The organism is Actinokineospora sp. PR83 (assembly GCF_021056305.1).
GTDB lineage: Bacteria > Actinomycetota > Actinomycetes > Mycobacteriales > Pseudonocardiaceae > Actinokineospora > Actinokineospora spheciospongiae.
Window position 1 is genome coordinate 194149 of sequence record NZ_JAJCXD010000005.1, and the last position, 21813, is coordinate 215961.

The following is a 21813-nucleotide window of genomic DNA, read 5'->3' on the forward strand; positions in this document are numbered from 1 at the left end:
CAGCGATGACCTCCCCGACCCCGCGCCGCCGCCCCGGCGGCCGCACCGCCCGCACCCGTCAGCAGGTCCTCGACGCCACCCTCGCCGAACTCGGCGAGCACGGCTACGACGGGCTCACCGTGGAAGCCGTCGCCGCCCGGGCAGGCGTGCACCGCGCAACGGTCCACCGCCGCTGGGGCGATGTCGGCGGCCTGCTCGCCGACGCCCTCGACGCGGCGGGCGACGACGACTGGCAGCCCCCCGACACCGGTTCCCTGCAGGGGGACCTGGCGGCGCTGAACCGGGAGATCCAGGACTCGCTGGTCGCGGAACCCTCGATCACGGCGGCCCTGATCGCGGCCTCGTTCCGCTCCGAGAGGGCCGAACTCGCCCAACGACGGCTCTGGGAAGACCGGTACCGGCGCTGCGAGGCCATCGTCGACCGAGCCGTCCACCGCACCGAACTCCCCACCCACACCAACGCCCGGCGACTGCTCGTCGCCGCCACCGCACCCCTGTACCACCAGTTGGTGCTGCTCCACACCCCGCCCGACCCGGACCTGCCGGACCAGGCGGCCAGAACCGCCGTCCTCGCCGCGCACGCGGGCGCCTTCACCGACCCCTCACCGGACGGTTCAGCCCAGTGAGATCGTGGTGACACCGGCCACCCAGTGGGTTACCGATGGGTAGCATGCTGGTGCCCGGGCCCGCCCGCCGTGAAGGAGAGAGCGCGTCGTGACCGTCTGGTTGGTGGCAGTGTCCGTGGTCGCCGTCGGGGCCCTGGTCGCGGTGTTGGTGCTCTCCATCCTCCTGGGGCGATCGAGGCGCCGCTACGCCAGGCTGCTGGCCTCCACCCGCTCGCGCCCGGAGTCGCGGCCGCGACTGGGCGCCGGGCCGCGCGCCGAAGGTCTGCTGGGGGCGACCCACCGCGCCGTCCGGATCGCCAACACCACCGCGGCCCGCCTGCGCCGCCACGGCGTCGGCGGCCTGCTCCTGAGCTCGCTCGACGACCTGACCCGCTGGGCCGAGGAGCACCGCGGGGAACTCGCCCGCGTCACCGCCCCCGACGGCACCATCACATTCGTGTTCACCGACATCATCGACTCCACCACCCTCAACGAGGAACTCGGCGACAAGGCCTGGGTCCGACTCCTGCAAGCCCACGACCACCTGGTCCGCACGCAGGTCGACACCCGAGGGGGCCACGTCGTCAAATCCCTCGGCGACGGCTTCATGGTCGCCTTCAGCACCCCGGAACCGGCCATCTCCGCCGCCATCGCCATCCAGCACGCCCTGGCCCAGCGCAAGCACAAGGCCCTGCGCGCCACCCCCATCACCGTCCGCATCGGCATCCACCGCGGACCCGCCATCACCCGCGACGGCGACTACTTCGGCCGCACCGTCGCCACCGCCGCCCGGGTGGCGGCCCAGGCGGGCAGCGAAGAGGTCCTCGTCAGCGCGGACACCCTCGACGGCCTCCCGGACCCGGGCCGCTTCCGCCTCGCGGAGCCCCGGCGCACCGAGCTGAAGGGCCTCAAGGGCGACCACGCGCTGCACCCCGTGGAGTGGACCTCCCACCAACCCGTCTGACCGGCGGGAGCGGGGGTGACCGATTCCGGCGGTCGTCGGGGCGGGCCCTACGCCCAGGGTTCGGTGCCGCGCCAGGTTTCCACCGTCGAGGCCAGTCCGTCGACCAGCAGCGGCAACTCCGGGACCAGCGCCAGGCAGGCGACGGCCTGCAGGTCGCGCAGGCGTTCCGCCGCCCGCAGTGCGGCGGGGTCCACCGGCCGCAGCCCCAGGTCGACGGCCGCGGCGTCGTAGGCGGCGATCGCCTCGGCGCCGGTGTGCGCGAGGTCCCACTCCACCGGGGCGAGCCCGACGTGCTCGAAGTCGGAGTACAGCACGGCGTCGGCGGTCTCGATGAGGTTGAAGTACGGCGCGTCGCCGTGCACGACCTGCACCGGGACGCCGGGGAACACCCGGGCGAACGCCTCGGGCGAGGCGATGGCGGGCGACAGCGCCGCCCACTCGGCGCGGGCCCGGGCCAGGTCCGCCGCGGGCAGCAGGTCCGCGCGGCCCGCGAGGTCGTCGAAGGCCGAGTCCACGTAGCCCTGCATCCCCGGGAAGAACCCGACCTCACCGGGGTACTCGGCGAGCACCGAGTGCAGGCGCGCGACGGCGGGCATGCGCCCCACCACGTCGTAGTCCGGCGGGAGGACACCGTCGACCTTCTCCCAGAAGGTCATCGCGAACCCGTCGCGCACGACCGGCTCGGCCGGGACGAGTCCACTGGGGACGACGGTCGGCTCCCCGCGCCCGGCCAGCCACCGCGAAACCGCCAACTCGGTGCGCTGGAAACCCGCGGGGGAGGTGCCGCGCGGGGTCACGACCGGCACGCGGGCCACCACCGGCGACGGGGCCAGGTCGACCACCACCGAGAACACGTCGTAGACGACCACCGCCGCCGAGGCGTCGAGGCCCAGGTCGGTCGCGGCGGCCACGGCGGCGTCGCGGGCGCGGGCGGAGCGGGCGGTGCGTTCTTCCTCGGTGATCACCCCCGCACCCTAGCGGCGGCAGCCGCGCGACCCGAAGCCGATTACGCGCCCAGCACGCGCGCCTCGACCCCGGGCAGGGTCTTCCACCAGGCGAGGTGTCTGGTGTGGATCGGGCTCGGCCGCTCCCCCAGGAACCCCAGCAGCGACACGGCTTCGCCCTCCAACTGCTCCCACACCGCTCCCGGCAGCGCCTCGAACGCCGTCACCTCCACCCCGGAGTCCACCAGGCGCCACACGCCCGCGACCCGGCCGTCCACCAGCAGCGCGGGCAGGAAGTCGCCGTTGACCCTGGTGACGTGCCCGCGGTGCTCGGCGGGGACGAGGCGCGTGCGGTCGTGGTAGGCCAGCAGGACGTTGTCCCACATGGGCAGCAGCCGCGGCGGGGCGGGCACGTCCTCGTCCGGCAGCGGCGCGTCGGGCACGTCCAGCAGCGGCGGACCCGCCTCCGCCGGGTGCTCGACCAGGTCGAGCGAGGCCAGCACCGCCCGCACCCGCCCGCGCTGCACCCCGGCGAACTGGGCCACGTCGGCCACCGTCGCGGGCCCGTAGGCGGCCAGGTACCGGCGGACCAGCTCGGCCAGCCCCGCCGCGACCGCCTCCTCCGACAGGTCCGGGGCGGGGGCGGCCACGAAGCTCGGCCGGTCGCCGAACGACCACGCCGCCCCGGTCGGCGCGTGCCACAGCGGCGCGTAGAGGCGCATACCCCACCACGTTCCCGGCCGCCCCTGCTCGACGAGCCAGGACTCCAACTCCGCCTTCGTGGCGGGCTCGGCGGCCCGGCCCGCCAGCGCTGCCGCCAGCGGCCCGGCCTCGTCCGGCTCCGCGGCGAAGCGGTCATCCTCCAGGTGGGCGCGCAGCGTGGGCTGCACGGCGGCGCGCAGCGGCGCGTGGTCGGCGCGGTGGACCGTGTGCAGGGTTCCGCGCAGCAGGGTGCACTTGACCAGGTCGAAGTCGCGGTAGGCCGCGTCGACCTGCTCGGCGGTGACGCCGTCCACCCGGTTCCACAGGGCCAGGTAGGGCGACCCCGGCTGCTGCGACTGGAGGCCGACGAGCCTGCGCACCGCCTCGGCCGGGTCGAGGGCCTCCCGCCGCAGCAGCATCTGCCGGGCCAGCGTGCTGCGGTTGAGCCTGCGGGGGGTGAGCGCCATGCCGGGCAGTATCGCCACAGCGGCCCCGCACCGGACACGCCGCCCCCCGGGACGCCCGTGCGAACACCCGGCAGCGGGTCACGGCGGCGCCGTGGAAGCGGCGGGGTGGGACGAAGGCGCGGAACCCACACCGGGCAGCAGCGAACCGGTCCGGAAGTCGGTGGGGTCGGCCGTCCTGACCACGTCCCGCTCCAGCGGATCGGCGACGCGCACGGGGGTGCTCAAGCCCCCGCGGGTCACTGCGGCTGCACGGCGGCGTGGAACTGCTTCGCCAGTTCGCGCACGCGTCCCCGGCACTGCTCGGTCCGCCCCTCGGCGGGGTCCTTCGGATTGCTGCCCGCCACGCTCACAACCGCGTTCCCGTCGAGGATCTCCAGGGTGCAGCCCGTGGTGTCGTCCCGCTTCCAGCGGGCAGCCGAACCGAGGCCGAGGCCGCTGTCCTCCTCGCGCGCCTGCCCCCGGCCGAGGAAGTCCTCCTCGGCCCGTTCCGCCCCGGGGTGGGTGCCGGTGATGTCCTCCGTGGTCTCCCAGTACTGGATGCTGAGGACGACGAGTGCGGCATCGGACTGGAAGGAACAGATCCGCAGGGACCAGCCGGGCCCCTCCTGCTCGTCTTCCGGCCGTGGGGGCGGCAGGTCGCCGCCGAGCTTCCGCTGGACCTCCTGACACCCCTTCCAGCCGGTGGGGGAGTACTTGACCGGCGCCGGGGGAGGCGTGGTCGAGGTCGTGGTCGGGCTGAACGCGGGCGTCCGGATCGGCTCCACACCGCAGCCGCTGACCAGCGCCATCGCCGCGGCCACCACACCGATGACCGGTCGCCACGCGTTCGAGGGGTTTCTGCTCATGGTCCCTGTCTCGTGATGGGTGCGGCTTCAGCCGCTGACCGCCTGCGGCCACCCCTGTCCGGGGAGCTTGCCGTCGGTCATCATGCTCATGATGTCCCGAACCTTGCTGAGCGCCTCCGCGAACCTCTTCGCGATGCCCACCAGGTTGTCCAGCGCCTGGGTCACCAGGGTGCCGATGGCGCCGGCGAGGTCCTTGACCGCGAACGGGATGCCGACGACGGTCGCCCCCTCGATCGCGGCGGTGACCAGCGCGCCGATGAAGCCCGTCGCCATCTTGGCCAGCTCGGTCATGTACTCGATGTTGTACTTGGCGATGTCCATCAGCCACTTGCTGACGCCGTCCGCCTTCGTCGAGACGGCGCCGATCGCGTCGTTCTGCGCCGTGACCCGCTCCGCGTACGCACTGGCCGCGGGGCCCTCCCAGTAGTTGGCCAGGAAGGTCGTGGTCTTCTGGTGGGTCAGCCCGTTCACCGGACCCTGGACCTTCTCGATCCAGTTGAAGGACTGCACGATCAGCGACACGACGGGCATGTGGTGTTCCACAGCGGTCCTGACGAGCTGGAACAACTTCAGCAAGCCGTCGCGGATGGTGTCCAGGGCGGGGCGGATCGCGATCATCGCCGGACCGAGCACGAAGCGCCAGTCGTTGATGTGGTGCACAGCGGCGTTGAACTTGTCGCCGCACTCCCGGGCTTTGTCCTCAAGCCCCTCGAACCCCCGTTCGAACAGGTTGAGCATCTCACCGGAACTGGACATCGGGTCCTCAACTCCTACACGCTGTAGAACTTCGCGAGATCGATCTCGTTGACGCTTTCCGTGCGGTCGTACTCGTCCGCGATCCTGCGCAGCGCGACGTCGATCTGGTTGAACTCGGTGACCGCGCCCTGGAGGACCTTCTCGATGAAGGCGCGGAATTCCTCGTACTGGCCTGCCTCCAGTCCGGCGTTGACCATTCCCGCGGCGAGGGTCGCGAGGTCGCCGACGAAGAAGGCGGGAGCCGTCAGGTAGGTCTCCTTCACCGCCTGCACGATCGGCGCCGCCCTGTCCGCTTTCTCCTGCCAGAGCTTGGCCTCTTTGCGCAACTCCGATGTGACGACCTTGTAGTCAGCCATTCTCACCCCTCTTGCCCAGCACCTTGAAGCCTTCGAAGTACTCGTCGTCCGCCACGTCGCCGCCGGTGCGCGGCCGTGCGGCCGGGCGTGGTCGTTCGTCCGGTTCGACGCCGAAGCCCGCCCGGGCGAACAGGTGCAGGGCTTCCTCGGCGAGCACGGTGTCGGACGGGTTGTCGAGCGCCCGGGGGTTGCCGTGGATCGCGATCGGGCCGCCGTCGCGCACGTGCATCGTGAGGTACCCGAGTGGACTCCGGACCTCGGTCGTGGCCACCGGCGGCGCCTGCTCCCGACGTCGGATCGCGTCGTACTCGGCGTCGATGGCGTCGAGTCGGGACCTGGTCCTCGCGATGAACTCCTCGAGGGGTAGTTCGGCGAGGTGCACCGGGGACTCCGCCTGCGCCTGCGGTCTCGACGGATCGCCCTGGCCCTGGGGCCGGTGGGTGAACTCCACGGCGAGCGCGCGCTGAACCGCGGTGATGTAGGTGTTGTAGAGCGCGGCCGGGAATGCCTCCGGTCGCATCTGCTCGTACCACCGCGGACGGATGCGGACATCCGTCACCATCTGCGCCCTGTTCACCGTGACGGTGATGAGCCCGCCCGGATCACGGGCTTCGTACGCCTCAGCGGGCCGCAGTTCAACACCACCCGGGCGGGTGAGCTCGGCGAAACGGGCTCTCGTCTGCGGGTCGTCGGGGATGTTCAGACCGGCCAGCTCAACGTGACCCAGAGGCACAACGCCCCCTTCCGGATCGCGGGTGGGTCGAAGTGGACGTTCGATGCGGCACGAACCGATCGTAGCGGCACACCGCGGGGAGGATGTGCGCGATTCGGCAAATCGACCGACAGCCGGGACAACGAACCCTTCCCGGTCCACTTGGGACAACCGGGGGCGAAGCCACCACCGGTTGCCCCCGGGACACCGGAGGAGCACCCACACCCCCGCCCGCGGTCGCGCCCGGAGACCGGCACCCACCGCGCTGGACCACATGACCACAAGGCGTGATCACCCGGCGTCGACCACCGAGAGTAGTCAGAATCACAACTTTTTAGGTAAGCCTTACCTTAATATGTGCTTACTGTCTTCGACGAGAACCTGGAGCGCCCGTTGAGCCGTCCCCTGCGAATCGCCGTGGTCGGCGCGGGTCCCGCCGGCATCTACACCGTTGACGCGCTCATCAAGTCCGGGGCCGACGTCGGGGTGGACATCTTCGAGCGGATGCCCGCGCCCTTCGGCCTCATCCGCTACGGCGTCGCCCCCGACCACCCGCGGATCAAGGGCATCGTGGACGCCCTGCACCGGGTGCTGGAGAAGCCGGGCGTGCGCCTGTTCGGCAACGTCGACTACGGCACCGACCTCAAGCTGGAGGAGCTGCGCCAGTTCTACGACGCCGTCGTCTTCGCCACCGGCGCCGTGGACGACCGGCCGCTCGACATCCCCGGCGTCGACCTGGCGGGCAGCCACGGGGCGGCCGACTTCGTCTCCTGGTACGACGGGCACCCCGACGTCGCGCGCGACTGGCCGCTGACCGCCCGTTCGGTCGCCGTCCTGGGGGCGGGCAACGTGGCCCTCGACGTGGCCAGGGTCCTGGCCAAGTCCGCCGAGGAGATGCTGAGCACCGAGATCCCGGACAACGTCCACGCCGGTCTGGCCGCCAGCGCCGTGACCGACGTGCACGTGTTCGGCAGGCGCGGCCCCGCCCAGGCCAAGTTCACCCCGATGGAACTGCGGGAACTGGACCACTCGCCGACGGTCGAGGTCGTCGTCGACCCGGAGGACATCGAGTTCGACGAGGGTTCCCTCACCGCCATCCGGGCCTCCAAGCAGGTCGACATGGTGGTCAAGACGTTGCAGGAGTGGGCCATCCGCGACGTCGGCACCCGCCCGCGCCGCCTGCACCTGCACTTCTTCCACGCCCCGACCGCCATCCTGGGCGCCGACGGCCACGTCACCGGCCTGCGCACCGAACGCACCGAACTGACCGGCGACGGCACCGTCCGCGGCACCGGCACCTTCCACGACTGGGACGTGCAGGCGGTGTACCGGGCGGTGGGCTACCGCTCCACGCACCTGGCGGACCTCCCGTTCGACCACGTCTCCGACACCGTCCCGCACAGCAGGGGCCGCGTCCTGGACATGGACGACGACCTGGTGCCCGGTGTCTACGTGTCCGGCTGGATCAAGCGCGGCCCGATCGGCCTCATCGGCCACACCAAGGGCTGCTCCTCGGAGACCGTGGCCTCCCTCCTGGCGGACGCCCCGACCCTGCGCCCGGCGGCCCAGCCCGACCCCGGCGCGGTGCAGGCGTTCCTGCGCGAACGCGGGATCGAGTTCACCACCTGGCAGGGCTGGAAGAACCTCGACGCCTACGAACGGGCCCTCGGCGCACCCCACGGCCGCGAGCGCATCAAGGTCGTGGACCGCTCGGAGATGCTCAAGGCCTCCCGCGCCCGGTGACCCACCGGTGGGCGAGCCCGGGGGGTCGAGGGCGCGCGCAGTGGGGTCAGGAATCCCGAGCCCGGTAGGCGAAGCCAGTTCGGTAGGCCCACACGACGGCTTGGGTGCGGTCGCGGACTCCCAGTTTGGCGAGGACGTGCTTGACGTGGGACTTGACCGTTTCCACGGACAGGTGCAGCGTTCGGGCGATCTCGGTGTTGGACTGGCCGGTGGCCATCGCCCGGAGCACGTCGGCCTCGCGGTCGGTGAGGCGGGGGGCTCGCCGGGGGTCGGGGCCGGTGCGGGCGGTGTGCGCGTCGAACAGCCTGCGGGTGACCGCGGGGGCCAGCACCGCGTCGCCCGCGGCGACCGCGCGGATGCCCGCGACGAGTTCCTCGGGGGTGGCGCGCTTGAGCAGGAAGCCGTCGGCGCCCGCGGCGATCGCGTCGTCGACCACCTCGTCGAGGTCGAACGTGGTGAGGACCAGGACGCGGGGGCGCGGGTGGGTGGTGCGGAGTTCCCTGGTGGCGGAGACGCCGTCGCGGACCGGCATCCGCACGTCCATCACCACGACGTCGGGGTGGTGGGTGGTGGCCGCGCGGACCACCTCCCGGCCGTTGGCGGCCTCGCCGACGACGGTGATGCCCTCCTCGGCGTCGAGCAGGGCGCGCAAGCCCTTGCGCACCAGGGCGTCGTCGTCGGCGAGCAGGACCCGGATCACCGGTGGGCCCCGGCCGGGAGGGTGGCCCGCACCCGGAAGCCGCCCTCGAACGGGCCCGCCTCCAGCTCGCCGCCCGCCAGCCGGGCGCGCTCGCGCATGTTGGCCAGGCCGTGGCCGGACCTGCCCCCGGGCACGGCTTGGCCACGGCCTGGCCCGCCCGCACCACGGCTCGGGCTGTCCCCGGGGAGGTGGGCGCCCTCGTTGACGACCTCCAGCACGGCGGTGGCGCCGACCTGCCGCAGGCGGACGTCGATCCGACCGGAGTCACTGTGCCGCAACGCGTTGGTGATCGCCTCCTGCGCGATCCGGTGCAGCGCGCGGGCGGGCCCCTCGTCCAGTTCCACCTGTTCCGCCCGCAGCCGCAGCTCCCGGCCCGCGGCCCGGACGTGCTCGGCCAGCGCGGCCAACCCGGGTGGCGGCCGGTCGGCCCGCACGACCCGGACCAGGCGGTCCAGTTCGCCGAGCGCGTCCCGGCCGACGGTCTCGATGTGCCCCAGCGCCTCCCTGGCGAACCGCGGGTTGTCGTCGAAGACCCGGCGCGCGACCCCGGCCTGCATGACCACCACGTTCACCGCGTGGCCGAGGGAGTCGTGCAGCTCGCGCGCCAGCTCGGTGCGCTCCTCCGCGCGCTGCCGGGCCTGCTCGGCCGCGGCGGCCGCACCGCGGCTGCGGACGGCGTCGCCCGCGACCACGGCGATCAGGAAGGTCATCGCCACCCCGAACACCGTCTCCACCTGGACCTCCCCGCGGTCGAACACGGCGTAGCCCACCACGGCGGCCAGGGTGACGGCCACCGCCACCGCGCGGTACCGCCGGGTGCACACGGAGAAGCAGGTGAACAGCGCGACCCACGTCGCCCACGGCACCACCGTCGGCGGGTACCCGGCCGCGGCGTTGGCCACCACCACCAGTGCCGTCGCCCCGAGCACGGGGATCGGCGCGGCCCGCCGCCACAGGAGGCACCCCGCGGCCACGACCGCGAACCCCACCCCGAGCGCGTCCGCGGCCCGGTAGGGCGGTCCGGCGGAGGTGAGCACGCTCGCCGCGACCGCGACGACCACGAATCCGAGGGTTTGCCAGAGCTGGGATTTCCGCACGGTCCATCCTGCACTCGGCACACCTCCCGCAGCCTCCCTCGCAGGAGGGAGGCGACTGCCCCAGCGAGAGGGGCGAGCCGGGGCCGTCGAACTCCTACCGTTGCGGCACCGACGAGAGGGAGCCGCGCATGGCAACGACGACAGGCCCGACCCCGTGGCGGCTGGCGGGGGTGTGGTGGCTCGCGTTGACGGCCGTGGCGATCGCGGTGTTCGCCCTGCTGCCCTACGTGGCGCAGCCGCTGGACGACCTCGCCGCGGACGGCAGCGAACTCGCCGCGAACTACGCCGACCGGCCCGCGTGGCTGCGGCTGTGCCTCTACGCCCACATGACCGGCGGTGGGCTCGCCCTGCTGCTGTCGCCGATCCAGCTCTCCGCCCGCATCCGGTCCCGGGCCCCGCGCCTGCACCGGTGGACCGGGCGGGCGGCGCTGGCGGCCATCGGGATCGGCGCCGCCTCAGGACTCGTGCTCGCACCCCACAACCTCGCGGGCCCGGTCGGCGTGGCCGGGTTCGGCCTGCTGGCCGTGCTGTGGCTGACCTTCGCGGCCCTGGGGTTGCGGGCGATCCGCCGCGGCGCGGTCACCGCCCACCGGCGGTGGGCGCTGCGGGCGTTCGCACTCACCTACGCCGCGGTGACCCTGCGGCTCTGGCTGGTCGCGCTGGTGCCGCTGACCGGCGACTTCCTCACCGCGTACCGGGTCGTGCCGTTCCTGGCCTGGGTCCCCAACCTCGTCGTGGTCGAACTGCTGCTCCGCGACCGCCGCGCCGCGCACCTGCCGCGGTGAGTTCGACCCCGGCCCCGGTGGGGCACCCGCCGGGGCCGGGGTCCGGGGCGGGAGCACCGGACCCCGGCCCAGCCGGTCAGATCGTCATGCGCCGCCCGTCGAAGCGGGTCAGGCCGAACGACGCCGCCTCGTGGCCGACGCGCACCTGGTCGCGCAGCACGCCGATGGCCACCGCCTCGCCCAGCAGCACCGCCTCGCTGTAGTCGGTGCGCCAGTGCACACCCGCCATGTTGCGGCCCGAGGCGATGTTGGCGGCCACCTTGTCCAGTTCCCCGCCGACGGTCAGCCGGTCGGCGTCGGGACCCTCGTAGGGCACCAGCGACGTGCCCGACGCGTCGGGCACCACCGGGTCGGGCAGGACCCAGGACTCGTCGAACCACGCCTTGAGGACCGTGACGCACGCGCCCGCGACGGTGGCGTGGCCGGAGCCGTAGGCCGGGTGCAGCGGTGAGCCCTCCGGGAACGCCTGCGGCAGCAGGAAAGAGCCGAACTTCTCGTGGGTCAGCTTCACCGCGGCGGAGTCCAGCACCTCCGCGTCGATCATGCCGTAGTCGCGCAGGCCGCTCAGGTGGGCGTGCACCCGGCCGCCGAACGCCTCCGGGCGCATCCTGCGGTGCACGAACCACTTCTGGAACCACGCCGCCTTGAGCGCGCGGGTGGCGACCTCGGTGACCAGGGTCAGCAGGTGCGGCGCGCCGTAGGTGCCGAACCCCTCCTGGTTGGCCGAGTGCCGGTACGGGTTCCCGTTGTCCACCGGGGCGTCGAGGCCGGTCAGGATCAGGGCAGCGTTGAGGTAGGCCTCGTACAGCGCGTCGAAGTGCACGTAGTTGGCCAGGTCGCGCGGGGTGCGCAGGTGGCGGCGGCGCTTGTGGTCGCGCTTGATCGGCGTCACCGCGGTGCCGCGCTGCACGGCCAGCCACTCGGCGAACCCGGTCATGAAGTCGCGGTCGGCGCGCACGGTGTCGTGCTTCTGCGTGACGAGCAGGGTGCCGTAGGGGATGTCGCGGTAGAGGAACTGCGACAGGTACGGGCCGCGCAGGTCGCCCCGGGTGTCGCCGCGGAACAGCGTGGCCGGGGTGATCCGGCCGCCCTGCCTCGGCGCGCGGTAGTCCGACAGCGAGGACAGCTCCGTCGCCGCCTGGTCGGCCAGGGCGCTGGTGTCGAACTCGTCGAACGGGACGTCGCGGCACAGCGCCATCCAGTACAGCTCCACCATCTCCGCGGAGTGCCGGGCGCTGTCCAGGCGCGGCGCGGGCGGCATGGGCGTCGACTGCGCATCCGGGCCCTGCGCGTCGAAGGCCAGGCCCGACTGCGGGTTGACCAGCTTGCGGCCCGGCGCCGGGACCCGCTCGAAGTCCTCCGGCGAACCGGTGGTCACCGCGCGCAGCAGCGCGTTGTACGCCTCGGGCACGACCTCCCCGGTGTCGTCGTGCGGCAGCCCCTTGCTGTAGCTGGCGATGAAGGGGTAATCCCCCTCCTCGCCGTTGCTCACGTGGTCCGGCCACGGCTGCCGGGTCAGGACGTCGGCGGCGGCGAGTCTGGAAGCGCGCGCGAGCGCACAGCGATCGTTCATGGTGTTCCCCCCACATCGAAGTACTCCGGATGGCCTCTCCCCAGGGGCCGTCCTTCCAGGAGACCACCGTCGGTGATCGACATCAGCGGCCGAACGGGTGAAGTCCGCGACCGGTACCCCGACGGCGGCCTCCAGGGCGGCGGGGACCATCACTCGATCCGTCTCGGAGGTGTCGAGGGCGGTGACCGACCCGCGCGGGACGTGCTCGGCCAGCCAGTGGGACCTGCCGCCATCACCCGGGCCAGGTCGAGGCAGCGCACGTCGTCGGCAGGGGTCGTCGACGGCCTGGGCCGTCACTACCGGCGTCCCCACCACCCGCCAGGTCGTCGCCAGGGAAGCCTCCGGCATCGGCAAGTGACCGGGTCGCACCGTCAGGCGGGCCCCTCGGGAGGGGTCGCGGTGGCATGCCTGCGCCCCAGTTCGTACTGGACCACTCCGACGATGACCAGGGCGGCCAACACGAGCCTGCTCAAGCCCGCCAGGACGTCCCCCTCGACGAGGGTCAGCACCGCGAGCACCGCGCCGAAGACCTCGATGACGAGCGCGAGCACCCGCGCCCACGCGTGGCGCAGCAGGAACACCGCCGAGACGAGCAGACCGACGGCGACGACCACGCTGCCAATGAGCGAGAACCCCGGAACCGAGGTCTCCGCCGAACCGTCACGCGCCTGCCCGACCGCGTCCAGCAGCAGGACCACACAGGTCGCGGTCGCCAGCACGGCCTGGATGGACAGCACGATGCGGGCGGACCGCAACGTCTGCCGCAGTTGGTCCTTGTCGTCCACGGTCAACCCCCACGGTCACTCCGACGAAGATCATCCCCACCAGGATCCACCCACCGGGCTTCTCCGCGCTCGGGGACGAGGTCCCCCGGATCGCGCTGCCGACCGCTCAGCGGCCGCTCACCGCGGCGTCCTGCCTCCGGCGCGCAGCAACTCCGCGAAGCCCGAGTCGGGGCAGCGGTGGCGGGACGGGCACCGGTGCCAGGCCCTCGATGAGCAGTTCGAGGTGGCGGTGGGCGAACCCGGCGCCGGTGCCCGGCAGGTCCGCCGCGACCCGGCCTGCGGCGTAGGCGAACAGGGGGATGTCGGCGGTGAAGTCGTGCCGGACGGTGTTCTCGGCCCTGGCGCGGTCGACGATGGCGGTCAGCCGCGGTTCGACGTGGTAGGCCAGGAAAGCCGCCGCGCGGTCGGCGTCGGCGAACAGGAGCTGCTGCACCGCCCGGTTCCGGACCTGCGTCTCGACGTGGGCGAGCAGCACCGCCTCCACCACCTCGCGCCCGGTCGGCGCCGCGGCGCACCGCGTTCGGGACTGGGCTCAGCGGGAACAACCGTGGCCGGAAGTGGGGGCACGCATCAGGGGAGTCGTCCTCGGGTACACATCGGTCCGGACGTCCCCCGCCCGCCTGCGCGTGACGGCTCGTCCGGCGGACATCGCCCTGGTGGAGTCCATCGAGGACCCGGCCGAGGCGCTGTTGCGTTCCCCCACGCCATCGCCCTCCTGCGCTGGGCGCTCACCCAGGCTCCGGACGGCGACAACCGCCGTGTGGCGTCCGCCATCCTCGCCTCGGCCCCACCTGCGATCCGGGAACAGTTCCGGGGTCCTCGGACTTGATCTCCGCGCGCAGTCGGTGTCCTCGACCACGTGGTGCGGCACGGCGGCCCGCAGGACGTCGGTGCCCCCGGTGGGCTCGACGAGCACGGGCGCGCAATCCCGAACCGCACCCGGGCGCGCGGTGTGCGGTCCGTTGACAACCGGATGGAGGATTGCCCTCGGGAGGGACTCTCTGGAGAGTGGTGGCGCACCCGCGGCCGGGTTCGGGACTCACCGAGGGTGTTCGTGACCTGGCGGGCAACCTCACCGGGTTGGCGCTGAACCACCGCTGGGAGGGCAGCCTCGGCGGCGACGGGCGGCAGTGCGGCAACCAGGGTGGATTCCCGCTCCCCGTCACCTCGCAGCAAATCCTCGGGCCCACCATCAGGGTGGACACCGATGACCGGCGTGGCCACTGCAACCTCGCGTTCTCCCTGGGCACTGACGTCCGGGGCTCAGTTGACCCGTGGAACACCGGTTGTGGACACAGGGGCTGCGCTCGGCCGTTCGGCCCTGTACAGGGTGGGGGGTTCCTGTTGGGATGGCCGCATGTATGACGCTGTTGTGATCGGTGGTCGGTGCGCGGGCGCCGCTGTCGGGACGCACCTGGCCCGGCAGGGGCGCCGGGTGTTGGTGGTGGACCGATCGCGGTTCCCCAGTGACGTGTTGTCCACGCACTTCATCTGGCCGCACGGTGCCTCCCACCTGAACCGCTTGGGCGTGCTGGACCAGGTCAGAGCCGTGACACCCGCGCACTCCGAAGTGACCATCGTCAACGACGGGATCGCCTTGCGCGGCAGCGTTCCCGAGGAGCTCCTGCGCAACCAGTTCCGGTTGCTGCACGGCGACGACCACGGGATCACCACGGAGTACTTCTCGGTCCGCAGGCACGTGCTGGACAAGCTCCTGATCGACAACGCGGTCGCGGCCGGTGTGGAGTTCCGCGAGGGGTACACCGTCGAGGAACTGCTGCGGGACGACGACGGCACCGTCGTCGGCGTCAGGGGGCGGGACGGCACGGTCGAGCACGCGCGGGTGGTGATCGGGGCCGACGGGCGGAACTCGTTCGTCGCGCGCGCTCTCGGCATCGACAAGTTCGACGAGCGCCCCCGGTGCACCTTCGCCTACTGGAGCTACTTCAGCGGCATCCCCGACGCCCCCGCGCAGATCCACCGCCGGGGCAGGCTGGGGATGGCGATGGCCTCGACGAACCACGGGCAGACCATGGTGCTGGTGTGGGGGCCGAGCGAGTGGGCCGCGCAGTTCCGGGCTGACGTCGAGGGCAACTTCCACCGCGCCCTCGGGCTGATCAGCGAAGAGGCGGCGGGCACCGTCGCGGCGGCCACCCGGGAGGAGCGCTTCTACGGGACGCTCGACCAGGCCGCGTACCTGCGGCAGTTGCACGGGCCCGGCTGGGTGCTCGTCGGCGACGCCGAGTCGTTCAAGGACCAGTGCACCGCGCTGGGGATCACCCACGCCCTGCGCGACGCGGAGCTGGCCGCTGAGGCGATCGGCCGGTGGCTCGGCGGGGAGTCCGACCGGGACACGGCGATGGCCGGGTACGCCGCCAAGCGGCGCAGCCAGACCGCCGCCGCCTACTACGACTACGTGTGCACGCTCGCGGAGATGAAACCGCTGCGGCACGACGAGTTGCAGCTCTTCTCGATCCTGCGCGGCAACCAGGCCGAGATCGACCGCTTCATCGCCACCCACGTCGACGTGGCGCCGGTCTCGGAGTTCTTCGACCCGTCCAACGTGTTCCTGCTCAACGACACGGCCAGGGAGTCCTCGCGCGACCACGGCGTGTTCGCCGACTTCGAGGCGACCTACCGCGACCACCACCGCAACCCCTTCCTGCGCGCGGAAGCCGAGGTGGCCCGGTGACCGGCACCTCCGCACACGAGCGCGAGGACGGCGAGGTCGTCGCCGCCGTCATCGCCGCGGCCGACACCGCCGCCACCGACCCGCTCGCCGCTGCCAAAGCGGTCGCCGCGGCAGCGCGCGAGGTGTCGGACATGATGCGGAACTGGGCCTCGCACATCCCCTGGGAGGACCTGGACGAGTTGGACACCCTCCCGGCGGAGGCGGCGGCCCGGTTCTTCGACGAGGACTACCCGGCGATCCGCGCCGACCTGGAACCGATGTGGGAACCGGCGACGGCGGCCGCACCCGCGATCGACCCCGACGAGGACTACGCGCTCGACAAGAACGCCTACGACTTCTTCCGACCCGTCGGCGCCAACCTGCTCGGCCGCACCGAGGAGTTCCACGGCTGGGTGCAGGCGCGCAGGCGCACCGAGACCTGGCAGTACTCCCGGGTCCTGGAGGCGGCGCCCGGCGGGGTCGCGACCATCACCAACGACCTGAGCAAACCCGCCCGGGGCATCAACTTCAACTCCCAGGACTACCTGTCGTTCAACGCCCACCCGGAGATCCGGGAAGCGGCGGTCCGGGCGATGCGCGACTTCGGCCCGCACAGCGCCGGATCGCCGATGGTGCTGGGCAACACCCGCATCTCCGACGAGCTGGAGGCGGCCCTCGGCGCGCTGGTCGGCCTGGAGCACGTGACGCTGTTCTCCAACGGGTGGTCCGCGGGCTTCGGCACCGTCACCGGCCTGGTCCGCCAGGAGGACCACATCCTCATCGACCGCCTCGCCCACTCGTGCCTGCAAACGGGGGCGCGGGCGGCCACCAGGAACATCACCCGCTACACCCACCTCGACGTCGAAGCCGTGCGCACCCACCTGGCCCGCATCCGCGCCACCGACTCCCGCAACGGCATCATGGTCATCACCGACGGCCTGTTCTCGGTGGACGCCGACTGGCCCGACGTCGCCGCGCTCCAGGAGGTCTGCCACGCCCACGACGCGACCCTGCTCGTCGACGTGGCGCACGACCTGGGCTCGATGGGCCCCGGCGGCACCGGCGTCCTGGGCGTGCAGGACATGGTGGGCAAGGTCGACCTGGTCATGGGGGCGTTCTCCAAGACCTTCGCCTCCAACGGCGGCTTCGTCGCGGCCAGGTCCCCCGCGGTGAAGCAGTACATCAAGATGTTCGCGGGCTCCCACTTCTTCTCCAACGCCCTGTCCCCCATGCAAACCGCGGTGGTGCTCAAAGCAGCCGAGATCATCCGCACCGACGAGGGCGACGCCCTGCGCGGGCGCCTGTTCTCCGCCATCCACGCCCTGCGCGACGAACTGACCACCCGCGGGCTGACCTGCATGGGCTCCCCCAGCCCGATCGTGCCGGTCCTGATCGGCAACGAGAAGCTGGCCCGGACGGTCAACCGCCTGCTGTTCGACCGCGGGGTGCTCGCGTTCATGGTCGAGTTCCCGGTCACCCCGACCGGCGCCTCGCGCTTCCGGTTGCAGGTGCAGGCCGCGCACGAACCCGAGCAGGCCCGGGAGGCGGCGCGCATCATCGCCGAGGCCCTGCGCGACGCGAAGGAGTACCTGTCCAGCGCGTTCGGCAACTCGTTCTAGTACGCGCGGAAAGGCCGTGGGCGGGGACTTCCCCCGCTCACGGCCTTGGTCCGGCAGGTCGGATCAGACGTGCACCTTCCAGTGGACGTTCATCCGGTAGGAAGTGCTCGACGCGGTGAACCAGATGGACTTGGTCGAGGTGCGGAGGTTGTCCCAGCCCGCGAGCTTGTTGTTGTCGTACATGTGGGCGTAGCGGTGCGGGATCGTCATGCACGCCTTGGCGGGGGTGAACACGTCGTCCATGAAGAGCTTGATGAGCCAGCCGAGGAGCTTGCCGACGAGCCAGGAGATGACCTTGCCGAGGAGGCCCGCGAGCACCTTGGACAGGTACACGCTGAGCGCGGTGCCGATGAGGTCCTCGATCGCGCCGAGGACCTGGGCCTGGACCTTCTCCCAGGCGGCGTTGACCGCGTCGGCGAAGCCGCCGTAGTCGGCGTCGGCCATGAGCAGCACGTCGCAGACGGTGGCGGGGGCGGATGCCTCGTGGCCGATCAGGTTGGCGTAGGAGAACGTCAGCGAGGGCTGGTAGACCTTGATCTCACCGGAGTCGAAGTCGTTCATCACGGTGAACGGGGCGATCTTCTTGGTCACGCCCTTGTGGTCGACGGTGCTGCCGCCGAGCCTGATCTCGTCGCCGAAGTACTCGTTGGAGTTCACCGCCTTGATGGAGCTGATCTGCAGGCTCAGGCCCTTGAGCGACGAGTTCGCCGCCGTCGGGTCGACGCCCTCGGCCGCGGCGACGTCCAGCGCGTGCCGGGTGGTGGTGGCCGACTCGGCCTCCACCCGGTCCGCCTCAGCCTGCAGGCTGCGGCGCAGGGCCGCCCAGTCGACCGGCAGGTCGCGGAAGGCGCCCTCGAAGCCCAGCCGGGCGTACTCCGCGGGGTCGAGGCGGCCGTAGCGGCCGAACTCGGCGACCCGGGTGTCGACGTCGGCGGCCAGCAGGGACTGGGCGCCGCGGCGGGTCCGCTCCTGGCGCTCGGCGGGCAGCGAGCGCACACCCGCCTGGAGGATCGCCTCGATCGAGCCCGCCGGGAACACCTGGTCCGGGTTGGCCGCGGCGGTGGTCAGCGACAGGCGGAACGCCTGGTCGGCCTCCTGGGCGATGATCAGGGCCTGGGGGTCCCGCAGGTCACCCGGTCCCTCGGCGGTCGGGTAGTCGGCGTCCTCAGCGGTCACGGCCGTGTCGGCGACGGCCTGGACGGCGCCGGGCGACACCAGGGTCGCGGTCATCGCCGCGGCCACCGCCACGGCGGGCAGGGCGTAGCGCCACGCGGGGTACGAACGAGAACGGAGGTGTGTTTTCATCGGGAAACCTTTCCTGGTTGATCGGCGAGCGCCGCCCGCCGTGCACTCATAGGTCTACGGAGGCGACGTTGTCGGCCTGTTGTGCTGCTGTTGTGGTCCGTTCGCGGGGAACGCGGTGACCGGCACCGAGCAGGTCGGGCAGTGCGAGGTCCGGGTGCTGGGGCCGGTTTCCGCGCACGGCCCGAACGGGGAGGCCGAGCTGTCGGGCACCCGCCAGCGGGCCGTGCTGGGCGTCCTGGCGCTGCACGCGGGCGAGGTGCTGCCCTTCCACCGCCTGGTGGAGGTGCTCTGGGGCGAGGACCCGCCGCGCACCGCCCTGCGCACGCTGCACAGCCACGTCGCGCGGATCAGGCAGGCGCTGGCCGCCTGCGGCGCCCCGCCGGTGCTCGGCACCCGGGAGTCCGGTTACCTGCTCGACCTGCCCGCCGGGTGCGTCGACGCCCACCGCTTCGCCGAGCTGGTCGCCACCGCGCGCCGCGACCTGGCGGGCGGTGCGCCCGAGCGCGCGGCGCAGGGGCTGCGCTCGACGCTGGGGCTGTGGCGGGGCGAACCGTTCGCGGGCGCGGCCCTGGTCGGGTGGGGTGAGCACGAGGTCGAGCGGCTGCGGGAGCTGCGCCGTTCGGCGGTCGAGGACCTGTGGGAGGCGGAGATCCGCTGCGGCGGGCACGAGGCGGCCGCCCTGGAGCTGCCCCGGCTGGTGGCCCAGGACCCCACCCGCGAGCGCCTGGTCGGCTTGCAGATGCTGGCCCTGTACCGCTGCAACCGCCACACCGACGCGCTCGAGGTGTACGGGCGGCTGCGGCACACGCTGGCCGAGGAGTTCGGGGTCGACCCCGGCCCGGAGGTGGCCGCCCTGCACACCGCGATCCTGCGGCGCGAACCCGTGCTCGACCCACCGCCCCCGGCGGCCGCCGCCGCGCCCGTCCCGCCCCGGCAGCTCCCGGCGCGGGTCGGGCACTTCACCGGCCGGGACGGGGAACTGGCCGCCCTGGACGAGGTGCTGGCCACCGCCGACGAACCGCCGATCGTGGTGATCACCGGGCCCGCGGGCATGGGCAAGACGTCGTTGGCGGTGCAGTGGGGCCACCGGGTGGTCGACCGCTTCCCCGACGGGCAGTTGTTCGTGGACCTGCGCGGCCAAGACCCGCGGCGGGCCGTGCCCGCCCACAGCGCCCTGGCCCACCTGCTGCGGGTGCTCGACGTGCCCGACGACCGCATCCCCGCCGAACCCGACGAGCGGGCCGCGCTGTACCGCTCGCTGCTGCACGGCAGGCGGTGCCTGGTCGTGCTGGACAACGCAGGCAGCGTCGAGGACGTGCTCCGACTGGTGCCGGGCGGCGACGGGAACCTGCTGCTGGTCACCAGCCGCCTCGGCATGGCCGCGCTGGCCGCCCGGCACGCCACCCGCGTCGTCGTGGTCGACGCCCTGCGCGACGACGAGGCGGTGTCCCTGCTGGGCAACGTGGTCGGCGGCAACCGGGTGGAGCGGGAGTCCGGCTCAGCGGCCCGGCTGGCCCGCCTCTGCGGCGGCATGCCGCTGGCCCTGCGCATCGCCGCGGCCCGGCTGGTCGGCGACCCGGCGCGGCCCATCGCCGAGTTCGCCGCCGAGCTGACCGGCCCCCACCGGCTCGACGGCCTGGTGGTCGACGGGGACTCCCGCACCGTGCGCACCGTGCTGGCCAGCGCCTACGAGCCCCTGCCCGCGGGCACGGCGCGGGTGTTCGGCAGGCTCGGCCTGCACCCGGGCCCCACCTTCAGCACCCACCTGGGCGCCGCGCTGGGCGGCCTGAGCCCCGCCGACGGCAGGCGGGCCGTGGCGGAGCTGGCCGCCTCGCACCTGGTCACCAGGGCGGGCACCGGCCGCTTCCGCTTCCACGACCTCATCCGCGAGTTCGCCCGCCAGTCCGTCGACGTCCGCGAACCCGGCTGCGACGTCACCGACCGCCTGGTGGACTGGTACCTGGCGGTGGCCGACGCGGCGAACCGCCTGGTCGACCCCGAACGCGACCAGGTCACCCCGGTCGTGCACCACGTCCCGGCCGAGTTGCCGTTCGCCGACAAGCACGGCGCCCTGGCCTTCCTGGAGGCGGAGCGGGGCAACCTGGTGCCGGTGGTGCAGCAGGCCAGGGCGGGCGGCCACCTGACCGCGGCCTGGCAGTTGACCTACCTGCTCACCAGCTTCTACGACGCCACCGGCCACTGGCACGAACGCGTCGAGCTGTGCAAGCAGGGCGCCGCGGCAGCCGCCGAACTGGGCGAGCCCGCGGCGGAGGCGGAGATGCTGCGAGCCCTGGGCGTGGCCTACTCCATGACCCGCAGACTCCACGACGCCCTCACCACCAGCGAACAGGCCCTGCGCGTCGCCCACACCATCGACGACGTGGTCGGCCAGGGCCACATCCACAACAACATGGGCAACATCTACGCCGAACTGCGCCGCTTCGACGAGGCCGTCACCGCCCACCTGCTGGCCGTCGAACGCTGCGCCACCGCGGGCCACGCACTGGGAAAGGCGCTGTCCCAACGCAACCTGGGCCACACCTACACCCAGATGGGCCGCGCCGAGTCGGCCTTCACCCCACTGCACGAGGCCCTGGCGGGCTTCCGCGAACTCGGCCACGGCAGGCTGGAAGCAGGCACCCTGGACGCCCTGGGCGAGGCCCACCTGCAAACCGGCGAGCAGGAACAGGCCCTGGGGCACTTCCACCGAGCCCTGGACATCTGCCGCGAGATCGGCGACCGCTGGCTGGAGTGGGAAACCCTCCTCGACATCGGCATCGCCCACCTCGACCTCGGCCACCACGACCAGGCCCGCCACCGCTTCGAGGAAGCCCTGGCCATCAGCCGCGAGGTCGGCGACCGCCACGGCGAGTCCTGCGCCCTCGGCCACCTGGGCCGAGCCCACCTGCTCGCGAACGACCTGCCCACCGCCCAAACCCACCTGGAATCAGCCCAGGCCATCCGCGAACGCGTCCCCGACCACTTCGAGGAGGCCCACCTCCACCGCGACCTCGCGGAGGTGGCCCAGCGCCGCGAGGACCCCACCACCGCCCGCAGGCACCGCGAAACCGCCGCCCGCCTGTACGCCCAGGCGAACGCCACCGCAGAGGCCGAGTCCCTGCTGGGCCCCTGACGTGGGCCCGTCCCCCGTGGACGGGCCCACGTCCCCCACCGCCGCCCGCCC

General features: G+C 72.7%; 19 protein-coding genes. 7 read left to right on the top strand and 12 right to left on the bottom strand.

What is annotated here, in order from left to right; translation table 11 throughout:
* Positions 1–5: 5 nt before the first annotated feature.
* Together L6E12_RS02015 and L6E12_RS02020 are read left to right on the top strand one after the other, a co-directional pair.
* The gene (locus tag L6E12_RS02015; RefSeq protein WP_236226143.1) at positions 6–626 is read left to right on the top strand and encodes a TetR/AcrR family transcriptional regulator; all 621 of its coding nucleotides are present in this window, start codon (positions 6–8) and stop codon (positions 624–626) included.
* 88 nt (positions 627–714) lie between these two features.
* Entirely contained in the window at positions 715–1569 is an 855-nt protein-coding gene (locus tag L6E12_RS02020; RefSeq protein ID WP_236226144.1) for an adenylate/guanylate cyclase domain-containing protein, read from the top strand.
* A 47-nt stretch (positions 1570–1616) separates the two neighbouring features.
* Here L6E12_RS02020 and L6E12_RS02025 read toward each other — a convergent pair whose 3' ends face one another.
* The 6 genes from L6E12_RS02025 to L6E12_RS02050 all read right to left on the bottom strand — a co-directional run bounded on the left by L6E12_RS02025 (position 1617) and on the right by L6E12_RS02050 (position 6159).
* A complete protein-coding gene (locus tag L6E12_RS02025) occupies positions 1617–2534 on the bottom strand; it encodes an aminoglycoside phosphotransferase family protein (protein WP_236226145.1) in 918 nt (305 codons plus the stop codon).
* Between the two features lie 41 nt (positions 2535–2575).
* Positions 2576–3682 (bottom strand): winged helix DNA-binding domain-containing protein, encoded by a 1107-nt coding sequence (locus L6E12_RS02030; RefSeq protein WP_236226146.1) that lies wholly within the window; start codon positions 3680–3682, stop codon positions 2576–2578.
* A gap of 236 nt (positions 3683–3918) precedes the next feature.
* Entirely contained in the window at positions 3919–4527 is a 609-nt protein-coding gene (locus L6E12_RS02035) for a hypothetical protein (protein ID WP_236226147.1), read from the bottom strand.
* Positions 4528–4554: 27 nt separating this feature from the next.
* A complete protein-coding gene (locus L6E12_RS02040; protein ID WP_236226148.1) occupies positions 4555–5283 on the bottom strand; it encodes a hypothetical protein in 729 nt (242 codons plus the stop codon).
* A gap of 14 nt (positions 5284–5297) precedes the next feature.
* Positions 5298–5639: a hypothetical protein gene (locus tag L6E12_RS02045; protein WP_236226149.1), complete on the bottom strand. Its 342-nt coding sequence runs from the start codon at positions 5637–5639 to the stop codon at positions 5298–5300.
* Positions 5632–6159 (bottom strand): hypothetical protein, encoded by a 528-nt coding sequence (locus L6E12_RS02050; protein ID WP_236226150.1) that lies wholly within the window; start codon positions 6157–6159, stop codon positions 5632–5634. Before L6E12_RS02050 ends, L6E12_RS02045 begins: the two co-directional genes overlap by 8 nt.
* 609 nt (positions 6160–6768) lie before the next feature.
* Here L6E12_RS02050 and L6E12_RS02055 point away from each other — a divergent pair.
* Positions 6769–8094, top strand: coding sequence for an FAD-dependent oxidoreductase (locus L6E12_RS02055; RefSeq protein ID WP_236226173.1), 1326 nt, complete (start codon positions 6769–6771; stop codon positions 8092–8094).
* 46 nt (positions 8095–8140) lie between these two features.
* On the opposite strand, the gene L6E12_RS02060 is transcribed toward L6E12_RS02055, so the two are convergent.
* Together L6E12_RS02060 and L6E12_RS35240 are read right to left on the bottom strand one after the other, a co-directional pair.
* On the bottom strand, positions 8141–8794 hold the full coding sequence (locus L6E12_RS02060; protein WP_236226151.1) for a response regulator transcription factor: 654 nt from the start codon (positions 8792–8794) through the stop codon (positions 8141–8143).
* Complete coding sequence (locus L6E12_RS35240) at positions 8791–9891, bottom strand: sensor histidine kinase (RefSeq protein ID WP_236226152.1); 1101 nt, start codon at positions 9889–9891, stop codon at positions 8791–8793. Before L6E12_RS35240 ends, L6E12_RS02060 begins: the two co-directional genes overlap by 4 nt.
* A 128-nt stretch (positions 9892–10019) precedes the next feature.
* Between L6E12_RS35240 and L6E12_RS02070 the strand changes: the two genes are divergently transcribed.
* A complete protein-coding gene (locus tag L6E12_RS02070; protein ID WP_236226153.1) occupies positions 10020–10676 on the top strand; it encodes a DUF2306 domain-containing protein in 657 nt (218 codons plus the stop codon).
* 76 nt (positions 10677–10752) lie between these two features.
* Here L6E12_RS02070 and L6E12_RS02075 read toward each other — a convergent pair whose 3' ends face one another.
* The 3 genes from L6E12_RS02075 to L6E12_RS02085 form a co-directional block, all read right to left on the bottom strand.
* Positions 10753–12249 carry a vanadium-dependent haloperoxidase gene (locus L6E12_RS02075; protein WP_236226154.1) on the bottom strand — a complete coding sequence of 499 codons (1497 nt, stop codon included), beginning with the start codon at positions 12247–12249 and terminating at the stop codon, positions 10753–10755.
* A gap of 371 nt (positions 12250–12620) precedes the next feature.
* Positions 12621–13034, bottom strand: a complete 414-nt coding sequence (locus tag L6E12_RS02080) for a hypothetical protein (protein WP_236226155.1) — start codon at positions 13032–13034, stop codon at positions 12621–12623.
* A 106-nt stretch (positions 13035–13140) separates the two neighbouring features.
* Positions 13141–13518 (bottom strand): hypothetical protein, encoded by a 378-nt coding sequence (locus L6E12_RS02085; protein ID WP_236226156.1) that lies wholly within the window; start codon positions 13516–13518, stop codon positions 13141–13143.
* Between the two features lie 873 nt (positions 13519–14391).
* Here L6E12_RS02085 and L6E12_RS02090 point away from each other — a divergent pair.
* On the top strand, positions 14392–15726 hold the full coding sequence (locus tag L6E12_RS02090) for an NAD(P)/FAD-dependent oxidoreductase (protein ID WP_236226157.1): 1335 nt from the start codon (positions 14392–14394) through the stop codon (positions 15724–15726).
* On the top strand, positions 15723–17324 hold the full coding sequence (locus L6E12_RS02095; protein ID WP_236226158.1) for an aminotransferase class I/II-fold pyridoxal phosphate-dependent enzyme: 1602 nt from the start codon (positions 15723–15725) through the stop codon (positions 17322–17324). The genes L6E12_RS02090 and L6E12_RS02095 overlap by 4 nt, the downstream gene beginning before the upstream one ends.
* Positions 17325–17387: 63 nt before the next feature.
* Here the strand turns inward: L6E12_RS02095 and L6E12_RS02100 are convergent, their stop codons facing one another.
* Positions 17388–18629, bottom strand: a complete 1242-nt coding sequence (locus tag L6E12_RS02100) for a hypothetical protein (protein ID WP_236226159.1) — start codon at positions 18627–18629, stop codon at positions 17388–17390.
* Between the two features lie 115 nt (positions 18630–18744).
* On the opposite strand from L6E12_RS02100, the gene L6E12_RS34985 reads away from it, so the two are divergent.
* Entirely contained in the window at positions 18745–21762 is a 3018-nt protein-coding gene (locus L6E12_RS34985; RefSeq protein WP_308073974.1) for a BTAD domain-containing putative transcriptional regulator, read from the top strand.
* The last annotated feature ends 51 nt before the right edge of the window (positions 21763–21813 follow it).

What these genes read in the sequence shown, in the direction of transcription:
- L6E12_RS02015 (WP_236226143.1), top strand. Translation starts at nt 6, where the DNA reads ATGACCTCCCCGACCCCGCGCCGCCGCCCCGGCGGCCGCACCGCCCGC.
- L6E12_RS02030 (WP_236226146.1), bottom strand. Translation starts at nt 3,682, where the DNA reads ATGGCGCTCACCCCCCGCAGGCTCAACCGCAGCACGCTGGCCCGGCAG.
- L6E12_RS02035 (WP_236226147.1), bottom strand. Translation starts at nt 4,527, where the DNA reads ATGAGCAGAAACCCCTCGAACGCGTGGCGACCGGTCATCGGTGTGGTG.
- L6E12_RS02040 (WP_236226148.1), bottom strand. Translation starts at nt 5,283, where the DNA reads ATGTCCAGTTCCGGTGAGATGCTCAACCTGTTCGAACGGGGGTTCGAG.
- L6E12_RS02045 (WP_236226149.1), bottom strand. Translation starts at nt 5,639, where the DNA reads ATGGCTGACTACAAGGTCGTCACATCGGAGTTGCGCAAAGAGGCCAAG.
- L6E12_RS02050 (WP_236226150.1), bottom strand. Translation starts at nt 6,159, where the DNA reads ATGCGACCGGAGGCATTCCCGGCCGCGCTCTACAACACCTACATCACC.
- L6E12_RS02070 (WP_236226153.1), top strand. Translation starts at nt 10,020, where the DNA reads ATGGCAACGACGACAGGCCCGACCCCGTGGCGGCTGGCGGGGGTGTGG.
- L6E12_RS02075 (WP_236226154.1), bottom strand. Translation starts at nt 12,249, where the DNA reads ATGAACGATCGCTGTGCGCTCGCGCGCGCTTCCAGACTCGCCGCCGCC.
- L6E12_RS02090 (WP_236226157.1), top strand. Translation starts at nt 14,392, where the DNA reads ATGTATGACGCTGTTGTGATCGGTGGTCGGTGCGCGGGCGCCGCTGTC.
- L6E12_RS02100 (WP_236226159.1), bottom strand. Translation starts at nt 18,629, where the DNA reads ATGAAAACACACCTCCGTTCTCGTTCGTACCCCGCGTGGCGCTACGCC.